Origin of the sequence: Tolypothrix tenuis PCC 7101, assembly GCF_963874875.1 — a bacterium.
Taxonomy (GTDB): domain Bacteria; phylum Cyanobacteriota; class Cyanobacteriia; order Cyanobacteriales; family Nostocaceae; genus Aulosira; species Aulosira tenue.
On the sequence record NZ_CAWNJS010000001.1, the window covers coordinates 2,050,976 to 2,073,442 of the forward strand.

9 protein-coding genes are annotated in these 22,467 nt (G+C 40.1%); 1 reads left to right on the forward strand and 8 read right to left on the reverse strand.

The genetic code is table 11. The annotated features are described in order from the left end of the window. Positions 1-13: 13 nt before the first annotated feature. The 8 genes from AACU25_RS08520 to AACU25_RS08555 form a co-directional block, all read right to left on the reverse strand. Positions 14-3,373: a response regulator gene (locus AACU25_RS08520; RefSeq protein WP_190445969.1), complete on the reverse strand. Its 3,360-nt coding sequence runs from the start codon at positions 3,371-3,373 to the stop codon at positions 14-16. 664 nt (positions 3,374-4,037) lie between these two features. After that, positions 4,038-7,628: a hybrid sensor histidine kinase/response regulator gene (locus AACU25_RS08525; RefSeq protein WP_096574759.1), complete on the reverse strand. Its 3,591-nt coding sequence runs from the start codon at positions 7,626-7,628 to the stop codon at positions 4,038-4,040. Between the two features lie 126 nt (positions 7,629-7,754). Beyond that, entirely contained in the window at positions 7,755-11,072 is a 3,318-nt protein-coding gene (locus AACU25_RS08530; protein WP_096574760.1) for a GAF domain-containing protein, read from the reverse strand. 103 nt (positions 11,073-11,175) lie between these two features. Next, entirely contained in the window at positions 11,176-11,649 is a 474-nt protein-coding gene (locus AACU25_RS08535) for a chemotaxis protein CheW (protein ID WP_096574761.1), read from the reverse strand. A gap of 61 nt (positions 11,650-11,710) precedes the next feature. Next, on the reverse strand, positions 11,711-12,076 hold the full coding sequence (locus tag AACU25_RS08540) for a response regulator transcription factor (protein WP_096574762.1): 366 nt from the start codon (positions 12,074-12,076) through the stop codon (positions 11,711-11,713). Between the two features lie 579 nt (positions 12,077-12,655). Continuing rightward, on the reverse strand, positions 12,656-13,840 hold the full coding sequence (locus AACU25_RS08545) for a response regulator (RefSeq protein ID WP_096574763.1): 1,185 nt from the start codon (positions 13,838-13,840) through the stop codon (positions 12,656-12,658). A 789-nt stretch (positions 13,841-14,629) separates the two neighbouring features. Then, positions 14,630-15,556: an N-acetylmuramic acid 6-phosphate etherase gene (murQ, locus tag AACU25_RS08550; protein WP_096574764.1), complete on the reverse strand. Its 927-nt coding sequence runs from the start codon at positions 15,554-15,556 to the stop codon at positions 14,630-14,632. A gap of 113 nt (positions 15,557-15,669) precedes the next feature. Then, on the reverse strand, positions 15,670-16,092 hold the full coding sequence (locus AACU25_RS08555; RefSeq protein WP_096574765.1) for a DUF3110 domain-containing protein: 423 nt from the start codon (positions 16,090-16,092) through the stop codon (positions 15,670-15,672). A gap of 623 nt (positions 16,093-16,715) precedes the next feature. Here AACU25_RS08555 and AACU25_RS08560 point away from each other — a divergent pair. Further along, entirely contained in the window at positions 16,716-22,208 is a 5,493-nt protein-coding gene (locus tag AACU25_RS08560) for a translocation/assembly module TamB domain-containing protein (RefSeq protein ID WP_096574766.1), read from the forward strand. The last annotated feature ends 259 nt before the right edge of the window (positions 22,209-22,467 follow it).

Below are 22,467 nucleotides of genomic sequence, written 5' to 3' on the forward strand. Positions count from 1 at the left end.
TATCAATCAAAAATTAATTTCTCTCTCGCAATAACTCCAGCACGATCGCAATTACACTCTTGGAATCGATTGGCTTGGCAATATGGCGCTGAAATCCGGCGTTTATGGCTTGCTCTTTGTCGCTTTCGCCAGCATAGGCTGTTAAAGCAATGGCTGGAATCGGCGGCTTTTGTTGTTTGGCTTGCAAATTGCGAATATGGCGGATGAGCGTATAACCGTCTATTTCCGGCATTCCAATATCGCTGAGGAGAATATCTGGTTGAAATTGCTCTAATTCTTGCCAAGCATCGATTGCTGAAGCTATTGCTCTGACAATTGCACCGTTTTCTTGTAGGAGAAACGCTAGCAACTCTCGCGTATCTGCATTATCATCCACAACTAAGGTGCGAATACCAGCAAGGGGTAGCTGGGGAAGGGGTGAAACATGAGATGGTTGTATTTGCTCATTGCTGTTTTCCTCCTTGAGCAATGGTAGCTGAATGATAAAGCAAGCACCTTCGCCTTCACCGGAGCTAGCTGCCCAAATTGTACCGCCATGCATTTCTACAATTTGTCGGGCGATCGCTAATCCTAATCCTAATCCGCCAAACTGACGGGTGGTAGAACCATCTTCTTGGCGAAAATACTCGAATACATGGGGCAAAAACTCGGGATTAATGCCTTTACCTGTATCAATTACTTGAATTTGCGCTTGGGAATTAACTTGTGTGAGTTTAACTTCCACTCTTCCGCCAATGGGTGTAAATTTCACGGCGTTAGAAAGCAGGTTCCACACTGCTTGCTGTAATCGCGCTGCATCACCAGAAACTTTGCTGACTTCTGGATCTAAACTGACTACCATGTGAATGGATTTGGCTTCAGCCGCCAAGCGCACGGTTTCTAAGGCAGCGGTAATCACAAAAACTAAACTTACAGGAGCCGCTTTGAGCGTCAGTTTACCCCGCATAATTCGGGAAATATCGAGTAAATCTTCAATCAGCTGGGCTTGCAATTTGGCATTGCGCTCAATGGTTGCTAAGGCTTGCGCTGTCCTCGCTTCATCCATTTTGCGCCCTTGCAGCAATTGTACCCAGCCCAAAATTGGATTCAGGGGCGAGCGCAATTCATGGGACAATACCGCTAAAAATTCATCTTTAATGCGGTTGGCGCGTTCGGCTTCTTCCCTGGCTAATTTCTCGTGAGCAAGTGCTTTGGCGCGTTCCTGTTCCAGTTGTTTTTGATCGTCAATATCCGTCGCCGTTCCAAACCATTTAATTACTTGGCCACTTTCATTTTTTAGAGGTACAGCTTGGTGTAAATGCCAGCAATATACGCCATCAAAGCGCCGAATCCTACCTTCAGCTTGATAATGACTGCCATCTCGCTGTGCGAATTTCCATTGCTCGCCCAAAATCGGGATATCTTCAGGATGGACGATGCCTTGCCAACCGTAAATTTTTGCTTGTGCCAGCGTCAAACCTGTGAAATTTGACCAGCGCTGATTAACATCAAGTAACGTTCCCTCGCCATTAGCTGTCCATACCAATTGCGGGATTAATTCTGCTAAATAGCGATAGCGTTCTTCGCTTTGCCGCAATGCTAACTCTGCCTTTCTGCGGTCAGCGAGTTCTGTTTGTGCTTGTTGATACAATACAGCTTGCTGAATCGCGATCGCCACTTGCCTAGCTAATTGCTGCAGTAATTCTATGTCGGATGTTTGCCAAGAGCGAGGTGCAGCGCAGTGATGGGCAATTAGCAATCCCCATAAATGATCACCTTGCAAAATCGGCACCACTAAATTAGCTCGGACTTGAAACTGAGCCAGTAGTTCAATATGGCACTCTTGAAAGCCTGCGGTGTAAATATCTGCGATCGCTAGCACTCGCCCTTGCTGATAGAGATTGGTATAGCTGCTATCAAAGCAGGGATCGGTAATTGTTGATGCGAGAATTGCCGTCCACTCAGCACCAACTGATTCTGCTACTACTGTTCCTGATGAGTCTGCATTGATGTGGAAAATTAGCACGCGATCGCAGTTGAGTACTTGTCTGGTGAGATGTGCTGTGGTGTGCAGAATCTCATCTAAATTGAGGGATTGATGAATTTGCTGGGTAATTTGGGCAACTAAGCGTTCTCGCTCAAATTGCTGCTGACGTTCCACTTCTATCTGTTTGCGATCGCTAATATCTTGCGCTGTTCCCGCTATTTGTACAGGTTGACCGATTTCTTGATAAAAAACTCGACCCCAACAGCCCAACCACCGCACAAGCCCATTGGGAAGTAGAATCCGGTATTCTACTTGGTAGTCGCTACCCGTAGCCAATGCACGATTGAGGATTTCAATTACTGAATGGCGATCGTCAGGATGGATGCGCCTTTCCCAAGCCTCATAAGTTCCCTCAAAGCTACCGGGAGACATACCATATAAACGCTCTAAATGCTCAGACCAAACAACTTTCCCCGTCTGAATATTCCACTCCCAAATTCCCTGGCGAGATGCTTCTAAAGCTAAATGCAGGCGGACTTCGCTTTGTTGTAGCCTCATGCGTAACTGCGCTTTGTTAATCGCGCATTCCACGGTAAATTGTAAATCATCGGGCGTAATCAGTCCTTTAATCAGGTAATCTTCAGCTCCAGCTTTGAGAATTTGAACTGCGATCGCTTCGTTACCTTGTCCAGTCACCACAATTACTGGCGGTGAGTTGCCATTGCTTTGAAATTTCAGATTTTCTAAAAATTCTACGCCTTCAAAATCTGGCAGTCGGTAGTCTAACAAAACCACATCAGGCTGGTAAAGCTGGCAAATTTCTAAAGCTTCTTCTCCAGTTTCTGCTTCTAAAATTTTGTAATTGTGTTCTGAGTCTCGCCGCAGATAACGCTGATAGATAATTCTATCTTCCGCGCAATCTTCCACTATTAAAATAGTATGCTGTGCCTGTTCTGCTGGTATTGCTAATACAGCAGTTGCTTGATGATCTGAGTGCTTCTGTGCAGTAATGTCACAAAAGGTAGTAACCACAGCCCAAGGACTCGGATTATTTGCTTGAAATAAAGGCTGGGCATCAATTTTAATCCAAATTAGCTCACCGTTGGAGTGATAAATACCCATTACAACCCCAAGAACTGGTTGAGCCGTTTGCAATGCAACTTTGACTGGGTGAGTTTCGCCGTCAAATGGCGATCCGTCTTCGTGAATAGCTGGAGAGAGGTGATTAAAAGAGGTGCAACCTGGTATTTGCTGTAAAGTAAATCCTAATATTTTTTCAGCCGCAGCATTACAGGCTTGAATCTTACCATCAGCCAAATAAAATACCATTCCTGCTTCTGAACTGGCAGAAATTACAGGCTGATTTAGGAAATCTCTATTAACTCTCTCTGGCACCTGGGACACCACTTGTCTTCCTCCTGAAAATACTAGTACAGTGCAGCGCCAATAACTAACCAGATTTTCCTGACTTACCCAAGGTTGCCACCATAAATTAATCCTATCCTCACGGAGAAACTAATGAGTTATATGATTAATCATCTATCAAAATGTTCGATAGATTTTTATTGCTTAACAGTTATTGGCCTCTTACCGCAATAACCCTATGAAACTTCAAATTAACATATAGCGATCCGCTTTCATTTTTGATAGTAGGATGCGTGATGGACTCCGTCATCACGTATCCAATTCTTTGATTGGGTTTTACTTAACCAAATTTAGATACCCGACTTTTTCAAAAAGTCGGGTATCTGAGCAACAAATGGATTGCTAAAAGCATCTTAGCTTTTTATTGCTATAGCTCACCAATATGGGAAACGATATAGAAATCAATACTTGTCAGTTAAGGGCAAAAGGGGAAGGGGAAAAGGGGCAATAAAAAACCTTTAACCCTTAATCTTTCACCTTTCCCCCAAACTAAATTCAGAGTTGAAAATCCTTAACCGAGCAGTATTGATATTAGGAATAATATTTGATTGTTGAAATTACCCATTTAGGGTGCGTTACGGCTTATGCCTAACACACACTACATGGTAATGAGATTTTTTCAGGAATTAAATCGGATTGCTATGTCTTACTTACTCATCATTAAATTATTGGATTTATCCTGGCTTTTGTTACTTAAATCTTCCACAATCGAAATTAAAGTTTCTTCTAAATATGGCTTAGTTAAGTAAGCTGTTGCCCCTAAAGCTTGAGCAAGTTGACGATGTTTCTCTGCACTACGCGAAGTGAGAATTACTATAGGTAAATCTGAGAGATTTGGGCTTTGACGGATATTCGATAAAAGTTCAAAGCCATTCATGCGGGGCATTTCTAAATCAGAAATTACTACTTTTATTTCTGGATGTCTTTGTAATTGTTCTAGTGCTTCCACACCATTTTGTGCTTGTAATATTTGATAACCAGATTTCTGCAATGTTAAAGAAATAGTTTGTCGCAAACTAATAGCATCATCAACTACTAAAAGCACAGCCGATGACTTGGGATTAACTAATGTCACTTGGCTTACTTGCGTTGGTGTTGTATGGCTGACAGGAGAAGCGGCTAATAGAGGTGTAGAGTTAGTATTAACGCTTGATAGACTTAAAGCTGCTTTATTTGCCAAATAAGTAGTTGATGGCGCACTACTTTCTAGGGTTGCTTGCATTTCATAAGACTCTAAAAGCAGGGTTGGATCGATGACTAAGATGAGAGTACCATTAGCTAAACTACTACAACCATAAATATATTTCGGGGGAGCGATCGCATTTCCTAAAGGTCTAATTACTAGCTCTTGTTCGCCGATAATTTGGTCAACTTCTAAGCCAAACATTTCTTGATTGTGCCGCAGTAATAACACAGGTTCTTGAGTAATTCCTGTATCATAAGCAGTTTGGGAATTATTCAGATTAACATTATTCAGTAATGGCCCGTGATAATACATCAAATCAGAAATGCGGCTGAGGCTAACCATACGCTGCTCTTGGTCTGTGTTGTAGTACAGTACTTTTCTGCCATCAAATTCTTTAATTTGTTGCTCTGAAGGAATTAATATTTTTTCCAGGTTATCTAGCAGTAAGGCATAGAAAATCCCATCTGCTTGCACCAGCATTAATTTATCTGTAGTCATAGAAAAAGGAACTTTAAGTATAAATTTTGTGCCTTGGTTAGGAAATGATTTCACCGAGATTGAGCCATTGAGCGCGTGTAATTGCAATCGCACAATATCTAAACCCATACCTCTACCAGAAATTTCACTTACCTGTTCGGCGGTAGAAAATCCCGGTGCAAACATCAAATCGAGAATTTCTGATTCAGTCGGGTTATAAACATCAGTGAATAGATTTACTTCAACAGCTTTTTGGCGAATTTTTTCTAAATTTATACCTTGACCATCATCCCTAACTTCAATTACAGTTTGGCTACCTTGATGATATGCAGAAATTTCGATGACAGCTTGTTCTGGTTTACCCAGAGATTGCCGAACTTGTGGAGTTTCAATACCGTGATCGAATGCATTACGTACTAAATGTAATAGTGGATCGTAGAGTTTTTCTGCGATCGCTTTATCTACTAATACATCAGTACCGCTAACTTTAAAGTCTACCAGTTTGGCATAAACATTCCCCATTTTTTTCACCATTTGCGGGAATCGATTCATGATATTGCCTAACGGCGACATTCTGGCTTCCACTAAGTTATCGATAATATTCAGCGTTAATCTCTGCTTTTTCTCACTCAGTTGATTAGCTTGTGTCAGTAATAAATCTAAAGATTCAGTAATTTCTTGTAATTGCAGAGCTTCTTCCATAGCCTCATGCAACGTCATCTGAAATTCTGTATAGACATCCATTTCTAAAGCATCAAATTTCACAGGTGAAAAATTTTGTTGATGCTGTAATACAGCAGTTTGCATCTGTAACGGTAAATCACCCAGTTGAATTAAGATGCTTTGCTGTTTGTTGAGCCGCTGTACTAATTGGTCAATAATGTCTCTAACTTGTTCATCTTGTAACATCCGCTGTTTTTGCTTAATTAATAGTTCTCCTGCCAGGTAATTAAGGCGTTGTAATCCATCTGTATCTACTCGCACAAAAGAATGTTGACGTGAATTCTTTTGGACATTAGCAGAAATTTTATCTTCTATTTCCTGATGAATATCAACAGCGGCAGTTTTAATATTTGCAACTACTGGTTCTGGCACAGCTAAGGAAGTAATTGTTGCTGTTTCAGGTACAGGTTGGGTAATTTCTGGACTTTCTGAAGTCTCTACAATTTCATAAGTTGAATTTAAACTAACTTCTCCTCCCCAAATTTTTTCAAGTAAATTATCAGCCTCTGTTGTTGGAGGAGCTATTTCTTTAAAGACTAATAGTTGTTGCAGCTTAGGACTATCCAGCCAATTTTTTTCTTGATTTGTGACCGGAGGATATTTTTTATATACTTGAGCTAATTTACCAATTTGCTGTTGTAATGTAGAAACTATAGAAGTATCACCATTTACTGGCTGTTCTGAATCATAAAATCTGACCACAGCAAGAATAATTGTGAATATCACACCTTGGCGATAAAGGTGAAGACTTTGGCTATCTTCCGCCTCTTGGATAAAATCTAAAAATTGACTTAACCAATGTTCAATATAAGTCAGTAAGTCTTCATCTTCAGGTGCTACTAGCAAAGACAAACTTAAATCTTCTTGAGGGATTTGCCGATAATGATTAAACCAGCCAAAAATATAGCGGATAACTTGAATATAAAACTTAGCTTGTGCTGGAGTTAAGGGTTGCTTTTTGAGATTGCCAGATGTAATTAAAAATTTATATAATTGCTTAATTTGAGTTTGTAAATCGTTGTGATCAATAGATAAATTATTAACTGTATTTAGCTCATGTGTAGCTAGATTAGCTAAACTTTGCAAAGCTAAACTAGGTTCTCCCCCAGAAGTGCGATCGCCAGCTAATACAGCCGCTTGTGCCTGCTGTAAATTAGCAAGAGCAGCTTCAGCAATGCGATATGCTTGATCGGGGTTAGCTGTCAGCGCTGCCAGAATAGTTTGAGCGATCGCGCCAAAACCAGGTAAATTCAAAGATTCTGCTAAACCAATAAATATCTCCGCTTGCTCTCGCAGCAAATTAGCTATTTCTGTACTATCAATATTGCTATTTAAAGCTTCTGTAATACTTTCTATGCGTTGTTGTACTCCTACTTCAAAGATAGATTGCACAATATCAAATCCTAGTTCTTCTGAAGTGGGAATATGTGCTTCACCACCGAAAGCATCGCCTAGTTTTTCTTGTAGATGTACAAATACAGAAGCTGCTCGCTCAAGTAATTCTTCAGTATTGATATCACAACCTGTTAGTTCTGCGGTAAGTGCTAAATTTAGACATTCATAACCTTGCAATATCAGTGTTTGTAATTGAGAATCAATAATAACATTTGGGTTATATAAAGCATTAAATACATCTTCTAAAGAGTGGGCAATAGTTTGAATTCCTTCTAGCCCTACATTAGCAGCACCCCCTTTAATTGTATGAGTTGCTCTCATTAATTCATGGACTTTAGCTGTACTAAAATTCTCAGATAATGTATATATTTCTTGTTCAATAATTTGTAATAATTCTGGAGCTTCAGCTAAAAAATAGATGTATCCTTGTTCGCGAATATCATTATCTGTAGTCATATATTTAAATTATTTACTGTTTGGTATGTGGGGTTTGGGGGTTGGTGTTCGGGTTTTTGTCTTTGTCCCCATTACCAATTACCCCTTACCCAGTCCCCAATCCCTACTCCCCAGTCCCCAATCCCATTAATTAACCTTAAACTTACTGGCAGTTGCTAATAGTTCTTTCGCCATCCCCGATAATTGTTGGAAGACAGCTGCAATTTCATGAGATTCTGCAACAGTTTTGTGGGAAATTTCTGCCACATCTTTCATACTTGAAGTGACTGTCACAGACTGAGACATTTGTTTTTGAGTAGCTTCGCTAATTCTTTGGAGTAACTGGCTAATTTCAGCTGTTGCACTCACAATAGCGTTTAAATTGTGTCGCGCATCATTGACAAGATTTGTTCCTTCAACAACTTGTTGAATACCTGTTTCCATTGCCACTGCAACTTCGCCAGTTTCTGCTTGAATTTCTTGCACTAGTTTTTCAATTTCGATTGTGGCTGCGGCTGACTGGCGAGATAAAGAACGAACTTCATCAGCTACCACTGCAAAACCTTTACCATATTCACCTGCACGGGTGGCTTCAATGGCAGCATTCAAAGCTAGAACGTTTGTTTGGGTGGCAAAATTACTAATTAAGTTCACCACTTTCGAGATTTTTTGCGAAGATTCGCTGAGGCGTTTAATCTTTTTACTAGTTTGGGCAACAGTTTCACGAATCCCTTGGATAGCTTGTACAGTCAAGTTCATCGCCGCATCACCAGACTCGACAGTTTGGTTAGCTTGTTTAACTGCAACTTGTACCAATTCAGCGTTGGATACCACAGCTTTTGTTGAGTCAACCATTTGTTGAATATCATTCAAGGCTGCGGCCATTTCTTGGGATTGTTGGTTGGCTAATTGGGTAAGTCCAACTAATGATGCTTCACTAGTATCGGAAGTTTGGGCAACTTGTTGGGCTGCAGACTGTACTTGGATGACAATTTGCCGGAGTGCTTGCAAGGTATTATTGTAAGCATCAGCAATTGTACCCAGTTCATCCTCTGTAATCGGCGCACGCACTGTCAAGTTACCATTGAGAGCAGGTCTGAGTGCTGTTAGTAGTTGAATAGAACGCTGTTGTAGTAATTCTTTAGCGGCTTTTTCTCTGGCGGCTGCTTCGGCTAATTGGGCTGACTGTGCTTTGACTTGTTGCAAATACTCGGTTTGTTGTAATGCTAACCCTAACTGATCGGAAGTCCGTGCTAGCAAGTTCATTTCCGATTCTTCCCAATCACGAGGCCCAGTGTTTTGATAAACCGCTAATAATCCCCACAGTTGTTCGCCAAAGAATATTGGTACAGTTACATAAGCTCTGACTTCAAATTTCTCTAATGCTTCAATGTGGCAAACAGAATGTCCGGCAGTGTAGATATCATTTGTAGCAAAACAGTCACCTTTTTGATATTTACCAATTTGGGCGCACTCTTGTACTTGGGTATCTTTCCAGACAGTTTTTTTCTCAGGCCCTACCAATTTTACCCAACCATGACTGACTGATTCAGCGACAAATTCGCCACTCCAATCGGGGTTAAACTTATAGATACAGGCGCGATCACATTTGAGTAATTGCCGTAAATCTTGTGTGGATGTTTTGAATATTTCTTCCACGTCTAAAGATTGGCGAACACGATCCACTAGTTTTGTTAAAGCTTTTTCTTGTTCGGCAATCTGAGCTAATTTTTCCGATTTAATTCGTACTTGATCGAAATATTCGATTTGTGATTTAGCTAAACTAAATTGCAAGCCAATTTGCTCTAAAAAGTTAATTTCCCAGTTTTTCCATTCACGAGTTTCTGAGTTTTGATAAGCTCCTAATAAGCCCCATAATTTTTCCCCTAAGAAAATAGGAACTATCATACAAGATTGAACTTCAAACTGCTCTAGAATTTCTATATGACAAGCCGAAAATCCAGCTTGGTGAATGTCTTTTACAACTAAGTTTTCGCCCTTAGCATATCTACCACCTTCGGTTTCTTGCAAATAGCTATCTTCCCAGACAGTATTGAGATCTGGCCCTACTAGCTTAACCCAACCGTGACCCACTGATTCGGCGATAAACTCGCCACCCCAGTTAGCATTAAAACGATAAACTGCAACGCGATCGCAGCGCAGTGATTGGCGAACTTCTTGGGTAGTAATTTTGAAGATACTTTCTGTATCAAATGTTTGGCGAATGCGGTTGGCAATTTTAGTTAAGGTTTTTTCTTGTTCAACTATTTGTGTCAGTTGCTCATTTTTAGCTCGTACTTGTTCAAGATATTCCGCTTGGGAAATAGCAACACCAAATTGCAAGCCCATTTCTGTGAGGAAATTAACTTCCCAAGGTTGCCAATTACGTGGCCCAGAATTTTGATAAGCTGCTAATAAACCCCATAATTTCTGTCCCGATAAAACTGGAACTATGATATAGGCTTTCATTTCAAACTGCTCTAAAATCTCAACATGACATTGAGAGTGATCAGCTTGATAAATATCACTAACAGCTATACTTTCACCTTTGGCGTAACGTCCGCCTTGGGTTTCTTGCAGGAAAGTATCTTCCCAAATAGTGTTCATATTTGGAGATACTAGTTTTACCCAAGCATTCCCTACAGATTCAGATACAAACTCACCACTCCAGTCGGGACGGAAGCGATATACGGCGACGCGATCGCAACGGAGGAATTGCCTGATTTCGTGAGTAGTTGTCTGAAATATTTTATCTATAGATGATAAATTGAGAATTCTATCAATAACTTTAACGATAGATTTCTGTGCTAATATTTCCTGCTGGGTTTGCGTTTCGGATGTAAAGCTTTGGATTCTGTAGGCAATTTCTGTAGTCACTTGAGACAGTAAGGTAATTTCTACTTCTTGCCATTCTCTAGCAGCAGCACAATGATTTACTACCAGCAAGCCCCAAACTCTATCGTTAACTACAATTGGTAAGCTTAAACAAGCTTGGATTTGAAATTTTTCTAAAAGTTGTTGTTGATAGGGTGTAACTTGAATCTGTGTAATATCATTAATAACCACAGGTTCTAAATATTCTTGACTCTCATATAAACCAAAGGTAATACCTGGTAAATTTTCCTTGAGAGTAGGTGTCCAACCTCTGTTGATCGATTCTTCTAAAACAGTACCAGCCTCAGAAGTAGTAAACTGATAAATTAAGGCGCGATCGCTAACAATTTTTTCTCTAACTTGGGTAACAGTAACCTTCAATAGAGTATCTAAATCTGGCGCTTGGCGTAATTGGCTAGATATACTTTGTAGTTGCTGCCGCCAACTCTTAAATTCCTGAGATACTGCATTTAATAAAGCCAATTCATCCCCAGCAATACTAGCTATTTCTGGACTACCATTTTGATTTTCTAATGCTTCTTTTTTAGTAGCAGCATTACTATTGCTTTGGGCACTGCCATAATATTTCATTTTACACCCCTAACTAACTTTAATTAGTAATATTTAACTAGATTCAAACTGCAAGCAAAACTCTGGTAATCGAAAGCATAGTACTCCGATAAACTACCAAATTCTAATTATGATTACCCCATATAGAAGCTTGGATAATTGCTAAAGCATCTAAGGTAAACATCATATCTTCATTAGGGCTGATAAAGTAACCCTGTAAAAAAGGTGACATTGCTGGCGAAAACAGTTCCGCAGAATGTGTTTTCATTTCTTGAGTATTTAGCCACTCAATATCCGTCAATTGACGTACTAGTAAACCTAAAGATTTACCCTCATTTTCTATGACAATTGCCATCATTTTGACAACTAGATTGGAGCCTTGTAACAGCGAAGAATACCCTAGCATTTCCTCTAGATCGACTAACCACAGCATTTCACCACGCCAGTTATAAATCCCCAAGACACAATTAGGCATTTGAGGAACACCGCAGATTTCTGCTAATGATATTTGTAAAACTTCAGTGATGTGCTGTAACTGAATTACGCCTGTATCCTTGGCTCCCAAATTAAAACTTAAAAATTTTTGTTTGGTTTCCAAAATAATTTTTCCTTTCTCAGGTAAAACTTTTTCTCTATTCCCTTATTCCCCACTCCGCTATTTAATGATTAATTAATCGCTGCAAAGTTTCTACTAATTCTTTGCGATCAACAGGTTTTGATAAATAAGCTTCCGCACCAAGCATATTTCCCCAAACTTTATCGACATCACCATGTTTGGTGGAGCAAAAAACTACAGGTATATTACTAGTCTGAGGATTAGTTTTTAGTTCTCGACAAATTTCATAGCCACTTTTACCAGGCAAAATTACATCAAGAAATATGACATCAGGTTTAGTTTTATCTATTTGGTATTGAGCTTCTTCGCTAGTTTTAGCACTCATTACATAATATCCTGCCTGTTGCAAGTATGTACTAATGATTTCCATATCTGTCAAACCATCTTCAACAACTAAAACAGTATTCATATTTATTCCTATTAAACTTATACTGTGATTTTCCACAAGAAAATTAGCTTTTACAAAGCTAATGCATTTTTTATACATTAGCCTCAGAAAAAGCACTTAAAAATCAAAATTAAGCATTAATTTTGATAAAGAAAATATATTTAATTGTTATATTCAAATAGATTTTGTCAAAAACTTGTAAAAATAATGCTTTCTTTCTAACTTCAATTTCTACTTGAGGTTACAGGCTGTCGTTTAATGGGAACATAGACGCGTGCAAATGTGCATATTTCACCAATAGGATTTCAACTTTCGCTTAGTCAATAACCGAGATTTTTAGGGATATCAGATGCGTCAGTCCTGAAACTATTGGTAAAACTGGGTGCATCTCTAAAATTGGGAGATCAAGTGATTAAATGCTGAAAAATCAGCTTAGTGGAATTTTTAGAGTTTAATACAAATTTTAAAAAGCTGGAAATTATCTGACTTAAACAGTTAGCTAATTTTCCTGCAAGAGGAATTTGGGTTTAATATTTTTTTTGATTATATGTAGTCTCGTGAGCCAGTAACAACAGGTAATTACTCACAGTAATACTTGCATTACAAACTATTAACTTGAGGGGTGTGCTTCTTGATTGAGGAAGCTTGGACAGGTAAATACTTACGTACAACACCCATTACCTTATCACTAGCTACAGGTTTAGTCATAAAATCTGTAGAGCCAACTACTTTAGCGCGAACTCTATCTAAAAGACCATCATTACCTGTGAGAATAATTATTGGTGTGTGAGCAAAGGCAGAAATTCGACGCAATTGGGTACAGATTTCGTAACCACTAGCAATAGGCATCATTAAATCCAAAAAAATCAAATCTGGCTTATTCTGAATCAGAATTGGTAAAGCTTGTACAGCATCGTGAATTTTGATAAATCTTAGCCCATGTGAAGTGATAATTTCTTCTAAAAGTTTTCCGACTTGGGGGCTATCATCTACACAGGCTATCAATGGTACATTGGGCTTTTGAGGTGTTGCTGATGTGGAATTTTTCGGAACTTCAACAATGTTTAAGGGTAAATCAGGTACTTCTATCAGTTCAATAATACCTTTAAGTATATAAGGCAGTAATGAACGAGCAACGGGTAATGGATTTTGCTTCATTTTTACCGCTAAATCTCGTAGCGTATATTTTCCATTAATCAAATTTACAAAGTTATTGTAAACAGTTGGACTTACTAATTGCTGGAGTTGTTCTGGCTTACGAATTATAGGTGCTAAATCAGGATATAAATTTGCTAAACCGGCTTCTGACCAAATCTTCCAGGAATCATGCATCTGTTTTAAAGATACATCTGCACTCGTAAAGCTCATGGGCATTTCTACAATCAATTCTTGGCTACGATTGCAAGTTACATCCGCAAAATCAGACTCCTGAGCTAAATCAAAAAATAATTCTGCTATTGTATGTTCTACAATATTATGAAATTGCTCTCTTTGAATTTTTTGCTTTTTATATAAAATTTCTAAAAGCCGATAATCCCAATATTCACTTGCTACGTCTTGAGAATTTAAACGTATCTTATCTACATCAATTTGCGGGCAGTTCTGCATCATTTCTCTGCGCCAACGGCGAAATGGATGAATTCCTCCTGATGCCCAAACTATTCGCCCTAAACGATAATAAAAGCTCCATTTGTGATCTTTTGCGCTTTTAAGATTTAACTTGCCATTGTACTGTAATTGCGTACAACTTTTAAATTCATTAAGCACATTACCTAATATGACCATTTTTTTGACTAAATATATTTTGGTATTTGACTAAAAAATCAGCCCTGCTAACACTACATTACCCATATATTAGTCACAATAAACACACTTGATAAATACCAATATATTGGGAAAAATCTCCGGGCTGTTGCTATTTATGCTGTATAGATTAAATATATAACTACAAAGTCAAAAATGAGCATTATCAACCCAAAGAATAGCAAAAATAGGGCTAATAGATGAGTTATCTGCCAAGGAATAACCCGTGATTAGCGCCTTTATTTTTCACCATAATTAAATAATTATGATATATGCAGGTATAGAATATGATTTTATGCTTTTTGAAGTTGAATAACGATCAGGATTTCTACGGATTTATATTGATGAACTAGTTGGTTTTTGTATGAACTTTTTATTTATTTTGTAAGTTTTGGTTGAATTGTGTGAATTAGATTGATTATTGGTTTTTTTGGCTAAAATTCGTTGCAATAACAATTTAATAAGTCTTGATATAATTTATTAAACAAGTAATTTTACTCAGATTCTACTACATCTATAAAAACTCAATAATCAAGCGCTGAAAACCGCTAAAAAACGCCAATATTAGTTATTCAACATCAAAAAACTTGCGCTTAATGCGATACCCCAGTACTGCCATCAAGTCAAAAGTCAAAAAATTGATCGGATGGACTTTTGACTAATTTAGCATCATGACTTGATTGATGCCGTACTGTACTAGAAAGGTATTGCTATACAAACAAAGGTTGATTCGTTAAGCTGTATTAAGCGCATTTTGATCAACAATTAATATCAGGTTTTGTTGACATTGTTGTAACTAGCAATAGCTAACCTCACATTACCTTGATGTTCTGCCAAAAGCCGATCGCCTTCTTCTTTATCTAAACCAGTCCAATGCATCAATAGGGCTAACTTCACCCAATTGCCGCTACGATCTAGCAATACACCCGCATCTTCTCGGCTCAAATCGGTGAGGTCTTGCAAAATTCGCAAAGCGCGATCGCGTAATTTTTGATTAGTAACCGCCACATCCACCATGCGATTCCCGTAAACTTTACCCAGCTTCACCATCACCCCAGTAGACAGGATATTTAAAGCTAGCTTGGTGGCTGTACCAGCTTTCAGGCGAGTGGAACCAGCCAGTACTTCTGGCCCAGTTAACAGGCGAATATCCACATCGGCATCGAATTTAACTTGCTCCGTCGGTACGCAAGCCATAAAAATTGTGATTGCACCTCGTTGGCGGGCAGCATTCAGCGCCCCATGCACGTAAGGAGTTGTGCCACCAGCAGTAATACCGACTACCACATCTAATTGCGTAATTTGCCGTTGGGCGATCGCGGCTTCGCCATCCTCAGCCCTGTCTTCTAAATCTTCGGAACTACGCACCAATGCACCAGCACCACCAGCAATAATCCCTTGTACCAATTCTGGGGGTGTACAAAAAGTTGGTGGACATTCCGCAGCATCTAATACCCCTAATCTGCCACTTGTCCCTGCACCAATATAAAATAACCGTCCTCCCTGGCGCAGACGTTCGGCTGTATAATCAATTGCCTGTGCTAACTGCTCCTTAGCCGCAGCTACTGCTGCAACAGCCTTTTGGTCTTCGCTATTAAATAATTCTACTATCTCTAGAGAACTTATTTGGTCTAAATTGAGACTATTAGCATTTACTTGTTCGGTCAAAAGATAGCCACGTTCTTGCAAATTTGTCATTTATTATTTGTCCTTTGTTATTTGTCATTTGTCATTGGGTAATTGGTAATGGGAATTTGTCTGCTTTCAATCCCCAATCCCCAGTCCCCAATCCCCAGTCCCCCAATCCCCAATTACAATAAACCTTCAAGTCTACGACGAATACTGTCTAATTCAGAATCAAGTATTTCTGGTGCTGTTTCCTCTGTTTGAGTAGAATGGATGGTTTGCTCATCAGTATCATCAGCTTCAGGTTTCCAATCGGTTTCTTCTAAATTGATTTCTGGCGGAGTTATGACTGCATTACTGTTTTCGGGGACAAGTTCCCAATCGTAACCAGCGCTTGCACAAAATTCTTTGATTTCTTCCGCATCAATCGTTTCTACGCTAGGAGTAGGGAAATCTTGAGCTTCTAGCATTAAAGCAAAGCGAGTTGCATCATCTTCTGACTCAAACATCAGAATTTTATTGCGATCGCCTACCTTAACTGTATGGATTCCTTCGTTTTCCGTTCCAGCATTGAAAATCAATACAAAAACGCGCATTGGTGTAATCATCTATCTTTAATAGTTTTCTCGTCTATATCTTAATTAAAGTTCTAGGTTGTGCCTTCGGGGAAGTCGAGAGGCAGAATTTTAATTGATTGGGGAATGGGGAATGGGGACTGGGGATTGGGGACTGGGGATTGGGGAACGGGGAAGTAATAAATAAAAACAAATGACCAATTACCAATTACCAATTACCCAATGACAAATGACAAATCACTAGAAGTATTTCTTTAGATAGAGAATATTTCTGGAACCCCACCAAGGTATTGTCGTCTAGGAATTATGTGTTTTCATCAGTTACCAACTTTCCTGAATGACAATGGCATCTGAACTGGGGTAGAAGTTATTGCTGTTTTGCTTATCTCAACCAGTCAAGCGTGCCATTGATGTGTGCATACTGAACTACGCGCTGATAAACACTGCCAGTATAGAAATTTTAGACTGCAAAGTTTGCGTAGTTTACTTGATTACGGTATTCCTGACAATGCCAATATTATGGAATAGAACTATTTCCTCAATTGCAGCATCAGTCCTGAGGTTGAGTTGACGTATTCTAAGAATGGCAGAGCAATCTAGTACTAGTTAATGCCAGTAGTAAGCCAGCTACATTCGCCCAAAAAGAGTGACAGCAAATGACTAAGCTTCCTAAACAAGTTAATCACTCCCCTTCCCCAAATCGTAAGCGTTTCTGGTTGCTGGTGTTGAGTCGCGGTGGTATTGCGTTAGGGGGAGTTTTACTTTTATCAGTGTTAGGCGGAATGTGGCGATTATGGAATTTTGTGCAAAAAGAGTTAACGCCGCTAGCCGAAAAAAATCTGACTACGACACTCAACCGTCCAGTACAACTTGGCAAAGTTACAGACTTTTCTTTAATGGGAGTGCGGTTTGGCGCTTCAGCGATTCCAGCCACCGCCACAGATCCAGATAAAGTGACAGTTGATGCAGTGGAAGTTGGTTTTGATCCGTTGCAGTTAATTGTGAACCGCACCCTGAAGCTGGATGTTACCTTAGTCAACCCAGATGTTTATATAGAAAAAGATGACCAAGGGCGCTGGTTGACTACTAACATTGCCTTGGGGCCTAAAGGCGGGCCAATTAAAACTGATTTGGATAAGATTCGGTTACGTAATGGCAAGCTAATTTTAGTCAACTTGCACCAATCCATAGAACAACTAGCTACAGCAAATTTACCACTAAAATTATCCGCGAATCCTCAACCTGCACCAGTTCCTGTGTCTTTTTCCCAAGTCAATGGCACTGGTCAACTTTTAAATGATAATCAGCTGCTACGCTTTGATATAGCGGCGCAAGCAGATAGTGGCGGTAATATTGGGATTCAGGGTGAAACGGGACTGAAGACCCAAGCCGCTAAGTTACAGCTACAAGCACAAAATTTATTAGCTGCTGATATTACGAGGATTGTCCAGTTACCTCTAACTTTACAAGCAGGGCAAGTCAATGGGGATTTGCAGATTCAACTGAGTCCACAGCAGCAAACTTTATTGTATGGGAGTGCGGCTTTGCAAGGGGTAGCGATTCAAATACCCCGTTTACCGCAACTTCTCAACAATACCGACGGGAATCTCAGTTTCCAAGGGTTAGGGATTAAGTTAGAAAAGGTAGCTACTAATTACGGCAAAATTCCCCTGGTAGCTGCAGGAATCATTGATCGAGAAACTGGCTATAAAGTAGTTGGGCAAGTCAATCAGGTAAATGTAAATAATGCCTTAGAAACTCTCAAGGTAAATCTGCCGATACCAGTAATCGGAGAAGTGAAGGCAGATGTACAGCTGGGGGGAGCCATCAATAAACCTATTCTCTCAGGTACAGTTGCCACAATTAAGCCTGCCCAAATTGACAAAATAGATTTTAAAAATGTTACTAGTAAATTTGAGTTTTCTACGAGTAATTCCTTAATTAGTTTTAGAGATATTCAAGGTACAGCCACCGTTGGGGGTAAAGTTACGGGTGGCGGTACAGTCAAACTGGGTAAAACACCGCAACTGGATTTTGATTTTACTGCTAACAATGTTCCTGGGGATGCGATCGCCCAAGTTTACAATACAGCTCCATCTTTTAAAATTGGTACTGTCTCTGGCACAGGCAAGCTATCTGGTGTGGCTGGAGACGTTTACACTGTAGTGCAATGGCAAGCACCACAGGCAACTTACCCGGCTACTGGTACAGTGACAGTTGCCCCAGACAGGACTGTGGCTTTTAGCAATGTCGCTTTAAATGTCGCTGGTGGTAAGGTATTAGGGTCTGGTACTTATGCCAATCAACGTTGGCAAGCTGTGGCTGACGCTAAGGGTGTGCAGTTAGAACCCTTTGTAGACAAGACTAAACTGCAAAATGTCTCGTTGACGGGGGCAGAATTTTACGGTCGGCTGCGGCTGTCTGGTACAACAGCACCATTTACAATTGCTACCATCCGCCCTGAAGGTGCAGGGGTGCAAATTGGCGGGGGAACTGTAGGAATTTCGCAACTGCAATTGCAAGACCAAAGCTTTGCGGCGGAGTTAGTCGCTAAGAATGTGCGGTTGGGACGGGTATTAAAAAATATTCCCCCTACTTTGGCTGGTCAATTGGCTGGTACATTCCAAATAGCAGGTAGCAGAAATAATTTCAGCCTCCAAACTCTGCGCGGTACTGGCGAGGGTAATTTGTTAGTGGCTGATGGTACAGTCACAGCGAAAAATATCCAACTTAATAACGGTGTGTATCAAGCGCAACTGCGGGCAAGTAATTTATCTGTGCCGCAATTAGCACCGACATTTAAGCAATTTGGCGGTAGATTAACGGGAGATTTCCAAGTTGCTGGTACGGTTGATTCATTTAAACCAGAAGCGATTCAAGCTACCGGTGAAGCTAAAGTGAATGTCGCTGATGGCACAGTTACCGCCAAAAATATCCAACTCAATAACGGTCGCTATCAGGCTGTAGTTGCGGCTTCGGGTGTGAAATTAAAGCAGCTAAATCAGCAATTACGCGGTCAATTTGGTGGTCAATTGCAAGTATCCGGCACAGTACAATCACCAAAATTAGCTGATGTACGGGCTGCTGGTCAGGTGCAATTTTCTCAAGGGATTGCGGCGATTCAGCAACCGATCAACGCAGCGATCGCCTGGGATGGTGAAAGGTTAAATATTGAACGCGCCACAGGCCCGAATCTCAATGCTAGCGGTTACATATTAGCCAATGCTCAAGGCTCAGGCGTACCAGAAATTACTGACTTAAAACTCAATGTCCAAGCTTTAGATTACAGCTTGCAACAGTTGCCCCTCAACCTACCCAATGGCATTAATTTGGTAGGAAAAGCCGATTTTGCTGGACAAGTGAGTGGTACGTTACCTGTACCCAACCTGCAAGGACAACTGCGGTTACGAAATTTGGCAGTGAAAAACTTTGCCTTTGAGCCTGTACTCAGTGGAAATATTCAGACTGTTCAAGGTAAAGGTACTAGTTTAGACGTAGCTGGTCAGAGCGATCGCATTACCGTTAACCTTGATGGCAAAAATCGCCCCCAATCCTTCCTAGTCAATTGGCGACAAGCATCAGCTAGCGGTCAAGCCCAAGGTGATAGTTTGGCGATGAGCTTAAATAACTTCCCATTACAGGTATTAAATTTATCTTTATCTGAGAACACCCGCTTGGGAAATACCCCCTTAGCTGGCGCATTAACCGGGAATTTACAGATTAATCAACAAACATTAGCTACAGCCGGAAATATTGCGATCGCAAATCCAGCCGTTGGACGCATCAAGGGCGACAGTTTAACGGCACAATTCCGCTATGGTAATGGGACAGCAAATATTACAGATAGCGCCTTTATAAAGGGTAAAAGTCGCTACGCCTTCACAGGTAATGTCAGTAATTCTGGGAAAACTCCCCAAATTCAAGGGAAACTCAATGTCAGCGAAGGTAATGTTCAAGATGTCCTGACAGCACTCCAGGTATTTGAACTGCAAGATATTCGTAGCGGAATGTCATCGCCAACCTACGGTAAAGCTGCTGATTTAGTGACTGTCCCTCAAGGATTGCCCAATCAGCCATTATCAACGCAAATCGAGCGTTTTTACCAAGTTGAGGCACTACTAGCAGCCCAAGAACAACAGCGCTTAGAAGCAAATCCCATCCCAGATTTAGCCAACTTGCACGGCACTTTTGGTGGGGAAATTGCCCTAAATACTGCCGCAGAAAAAGGACTAGCAGTGGAGTTTAATTTAAATGGGCAGAACTGGACTTGGGGTAAAGAAGAAGAAAAGAACCAAGTAGGGCGTTTTTATCGGGCGGAACAAGTGATTGCCAATGGTAAATTTACTGATGGCGTTCTGACTCTGCTACCTTTACGCATCACCTCTAATCAAAGACTGATTGCCTTTAACGGTAATATTGGCGGTAACGATCAATCAGGGAATTTGCAGGTGAGAAACTTTCCCATCCAGGTACTCAGTAATTTCATCAAGTTACCTGTTGGTGTGGGCGGTAATCTTAGCACCTCCGTAGCTTTAGCAGGTAGCGTTAGCAATCCCAAAGCTAGAGGAGAAATTACCATTACCGATGGTACAATCAACCAGAAAAAAGTAGAATCTGCGATCGCAAGTTTTAGTTATGACAATAGTCGCTTAAATTTTGGCAGTAATATCCTAGTGACTGGTTCAGAACCTGTAAAAATTAACGGTAATATACCTTATAAATTGCCTTTTGCATCTGTAGAACCGGATAACAATGAAATCAGCTTAGATGTCAAAGTCAAAAATGAGGGACTTGCCCTCTTAAATCTGTTAAATAACCAAGTCGTATTTGAGAATGGTGAAGGAGAGGTAGATTTAACAGTTAGCGGTACCAGACAACAGCCAGAAATGACAGGTATTGCTAGCGTGAATAATGCTACTTTCTCTGCCCAAGCTTTACCTGGAAAACTGAGAGATGTTACAGGTAAAATCACATTTGATTTTGACCGCATTATTGTAGAAGGTCTGCAAGGTAGATTTAGCAGAGGTAAGGTAGAAGCAGCGGGAGAAATTCCCATATTTAATAATCAAGAACAAGTAATTACCACTCCTCTTGCTGTTAATTTGGAGCAACTGACTTTAAGGTTGAAAGGATTGTACCAAGGCGGTGCAAGTGGTAATTTACAAATTACTGGTTCTGTTCTTAACCCAGAAATTGGCGGCAAAGTAGAGTTATCTGATGGGCAAGTGTTGCTAGCAGAATCTGCTAACACAGCTAACTCCAAAAATCAGGAACCAACACTGACTAAAGCTGATAAAGCAGACCCGAATAATACCAAAAATACAACAGCTAGGTTAAATAATCTCGAACTAGTTTTAGGTAAAAATGTTCTCATTACTCGTCCCCCAATTATCAACTTCCAAGCAACAGGAAATCTAGCAGTTAATGGTTCTTTAAATCAGCCTGTACCCGATGGAACTATTAAATTGACCGGGGGGGGAGTGAATTTATTTACTACTCAATTTAATTTAGCGCGTGGTTATGAACACACCGCAACTTTTAGAAAGGAACAACCCCGCGATCCCAATTTAGATATTCGCCTATTTGCCAAAGTACTTGATGGTAATCAAACTACCGATATTAGCCGACTCAATACCGGAGGATTATCAACCTTAGAAACTATCAGAGTTGAAGCTAATATTAAAGGACTTGCTAGCAAACTTGACGAAAATCTTCAACTCACAAGTACGCCATCTCGCAGCGAAACAGAACTTGTGGCGCTTTTAGGTGGTGGATTTATTGATACTCAAGGACGTGGCGATAGTACTTTAGGTTTAATTAATATTGCAGGTTCTGCTGTATTTAACAACTTTCAAGGAGCATTTAACCAAATTGGTAGTGCTTTTGGTTTAAGTGAACTTCGCTTATTTCCCACCGTACTTTCTCAAAATCCCGAAGCTGGTAGAAGCAATTCAACTTTAGAATTAGCCCTAGAAGCAGGTGTGGATATTTCTTCTAAGTTTTCTCTTTCTAGTATTAAAATACTCACAGCCAATGACCCACTGCAATGGGGGATAAATTACCGCATCAATGATGAAATTCGTCTGCGTGCTTCCACCAATTTATTTGATGATAGCCGTGCAGTCGTTGAGTATGATCGCAGATTTTAAACTGAGTCAATTACCAAGTCATTAACTACGTTTATACAATTTTGAAAAAAGAACGCGACAGATGAATAGGGCACGGCACCTGTAAGATAATTGAATATACCCAAAAGATTGTGGGTGCCGTGCCCCTACAAAGCATTTATCTGTCGCAAAAATTATTTGAATTGGTATTAGTACAACTTCTCTAAAGTTGGCAGATGGCTTTGCCAAAACAATTTACCTCATAAGGGCAGTTATCAATACTACTCTGTTAAGCGTTTTG

Excerpts from the sequence above, each read along its gene's own strand:
- AACU25_RS08540 (WP_096574762.1), bottom strand. The coding sequence starts at position 12,076 with ATGAATACTGTTTTAGTTGTTGAAGATGGTTTGACAGATATGGAAATC.
- AACU25_RS08530 (WP_096574760.1), bottom strand. The coding sequence starts at position 11,072 with ATGAAATATTATGGCAGTGCCCAAAGCAATAGTAATGCTGCTACTAAA.
- AACU25_RS08525 (WP_096574759.1), bottom strand. The coding sequence starts at position 7,628 with ATGACTACAGATAATGATATTCGCGAACAAGGATACATCTATTTTTTA.
- murQ (WP_096574764.1), bottom strand. The coding sequence starts at position 15,556 with ATGACAAATTTGCAAGAACGTGGCTATCTTTTGACCGAACAAGTAAAT.
- AACU25_RS08545 (WP_096574763.1), bottom strand. The coding sequence starts at position 13,840 with ATGGTCATATTAGGTAATGTGCTTAATGAATTTAAAAGTTGTACGCAA.
- AACU25_RS08560 (WP_096574766.1), top strand. The coding sequence starts at position 16,716 with ATGACTAAGCTTCCTAAACAAGTTAATCACTCCCCTTCCCCAAATCGT.
- AACU25_RS08555 (WP_096574765.1), bottom strand. The coding sequence starts at position 16,092 with ATGATTACACCAATGCGCGTTTTTGTATTGATTTTCAATGCTGGAACG.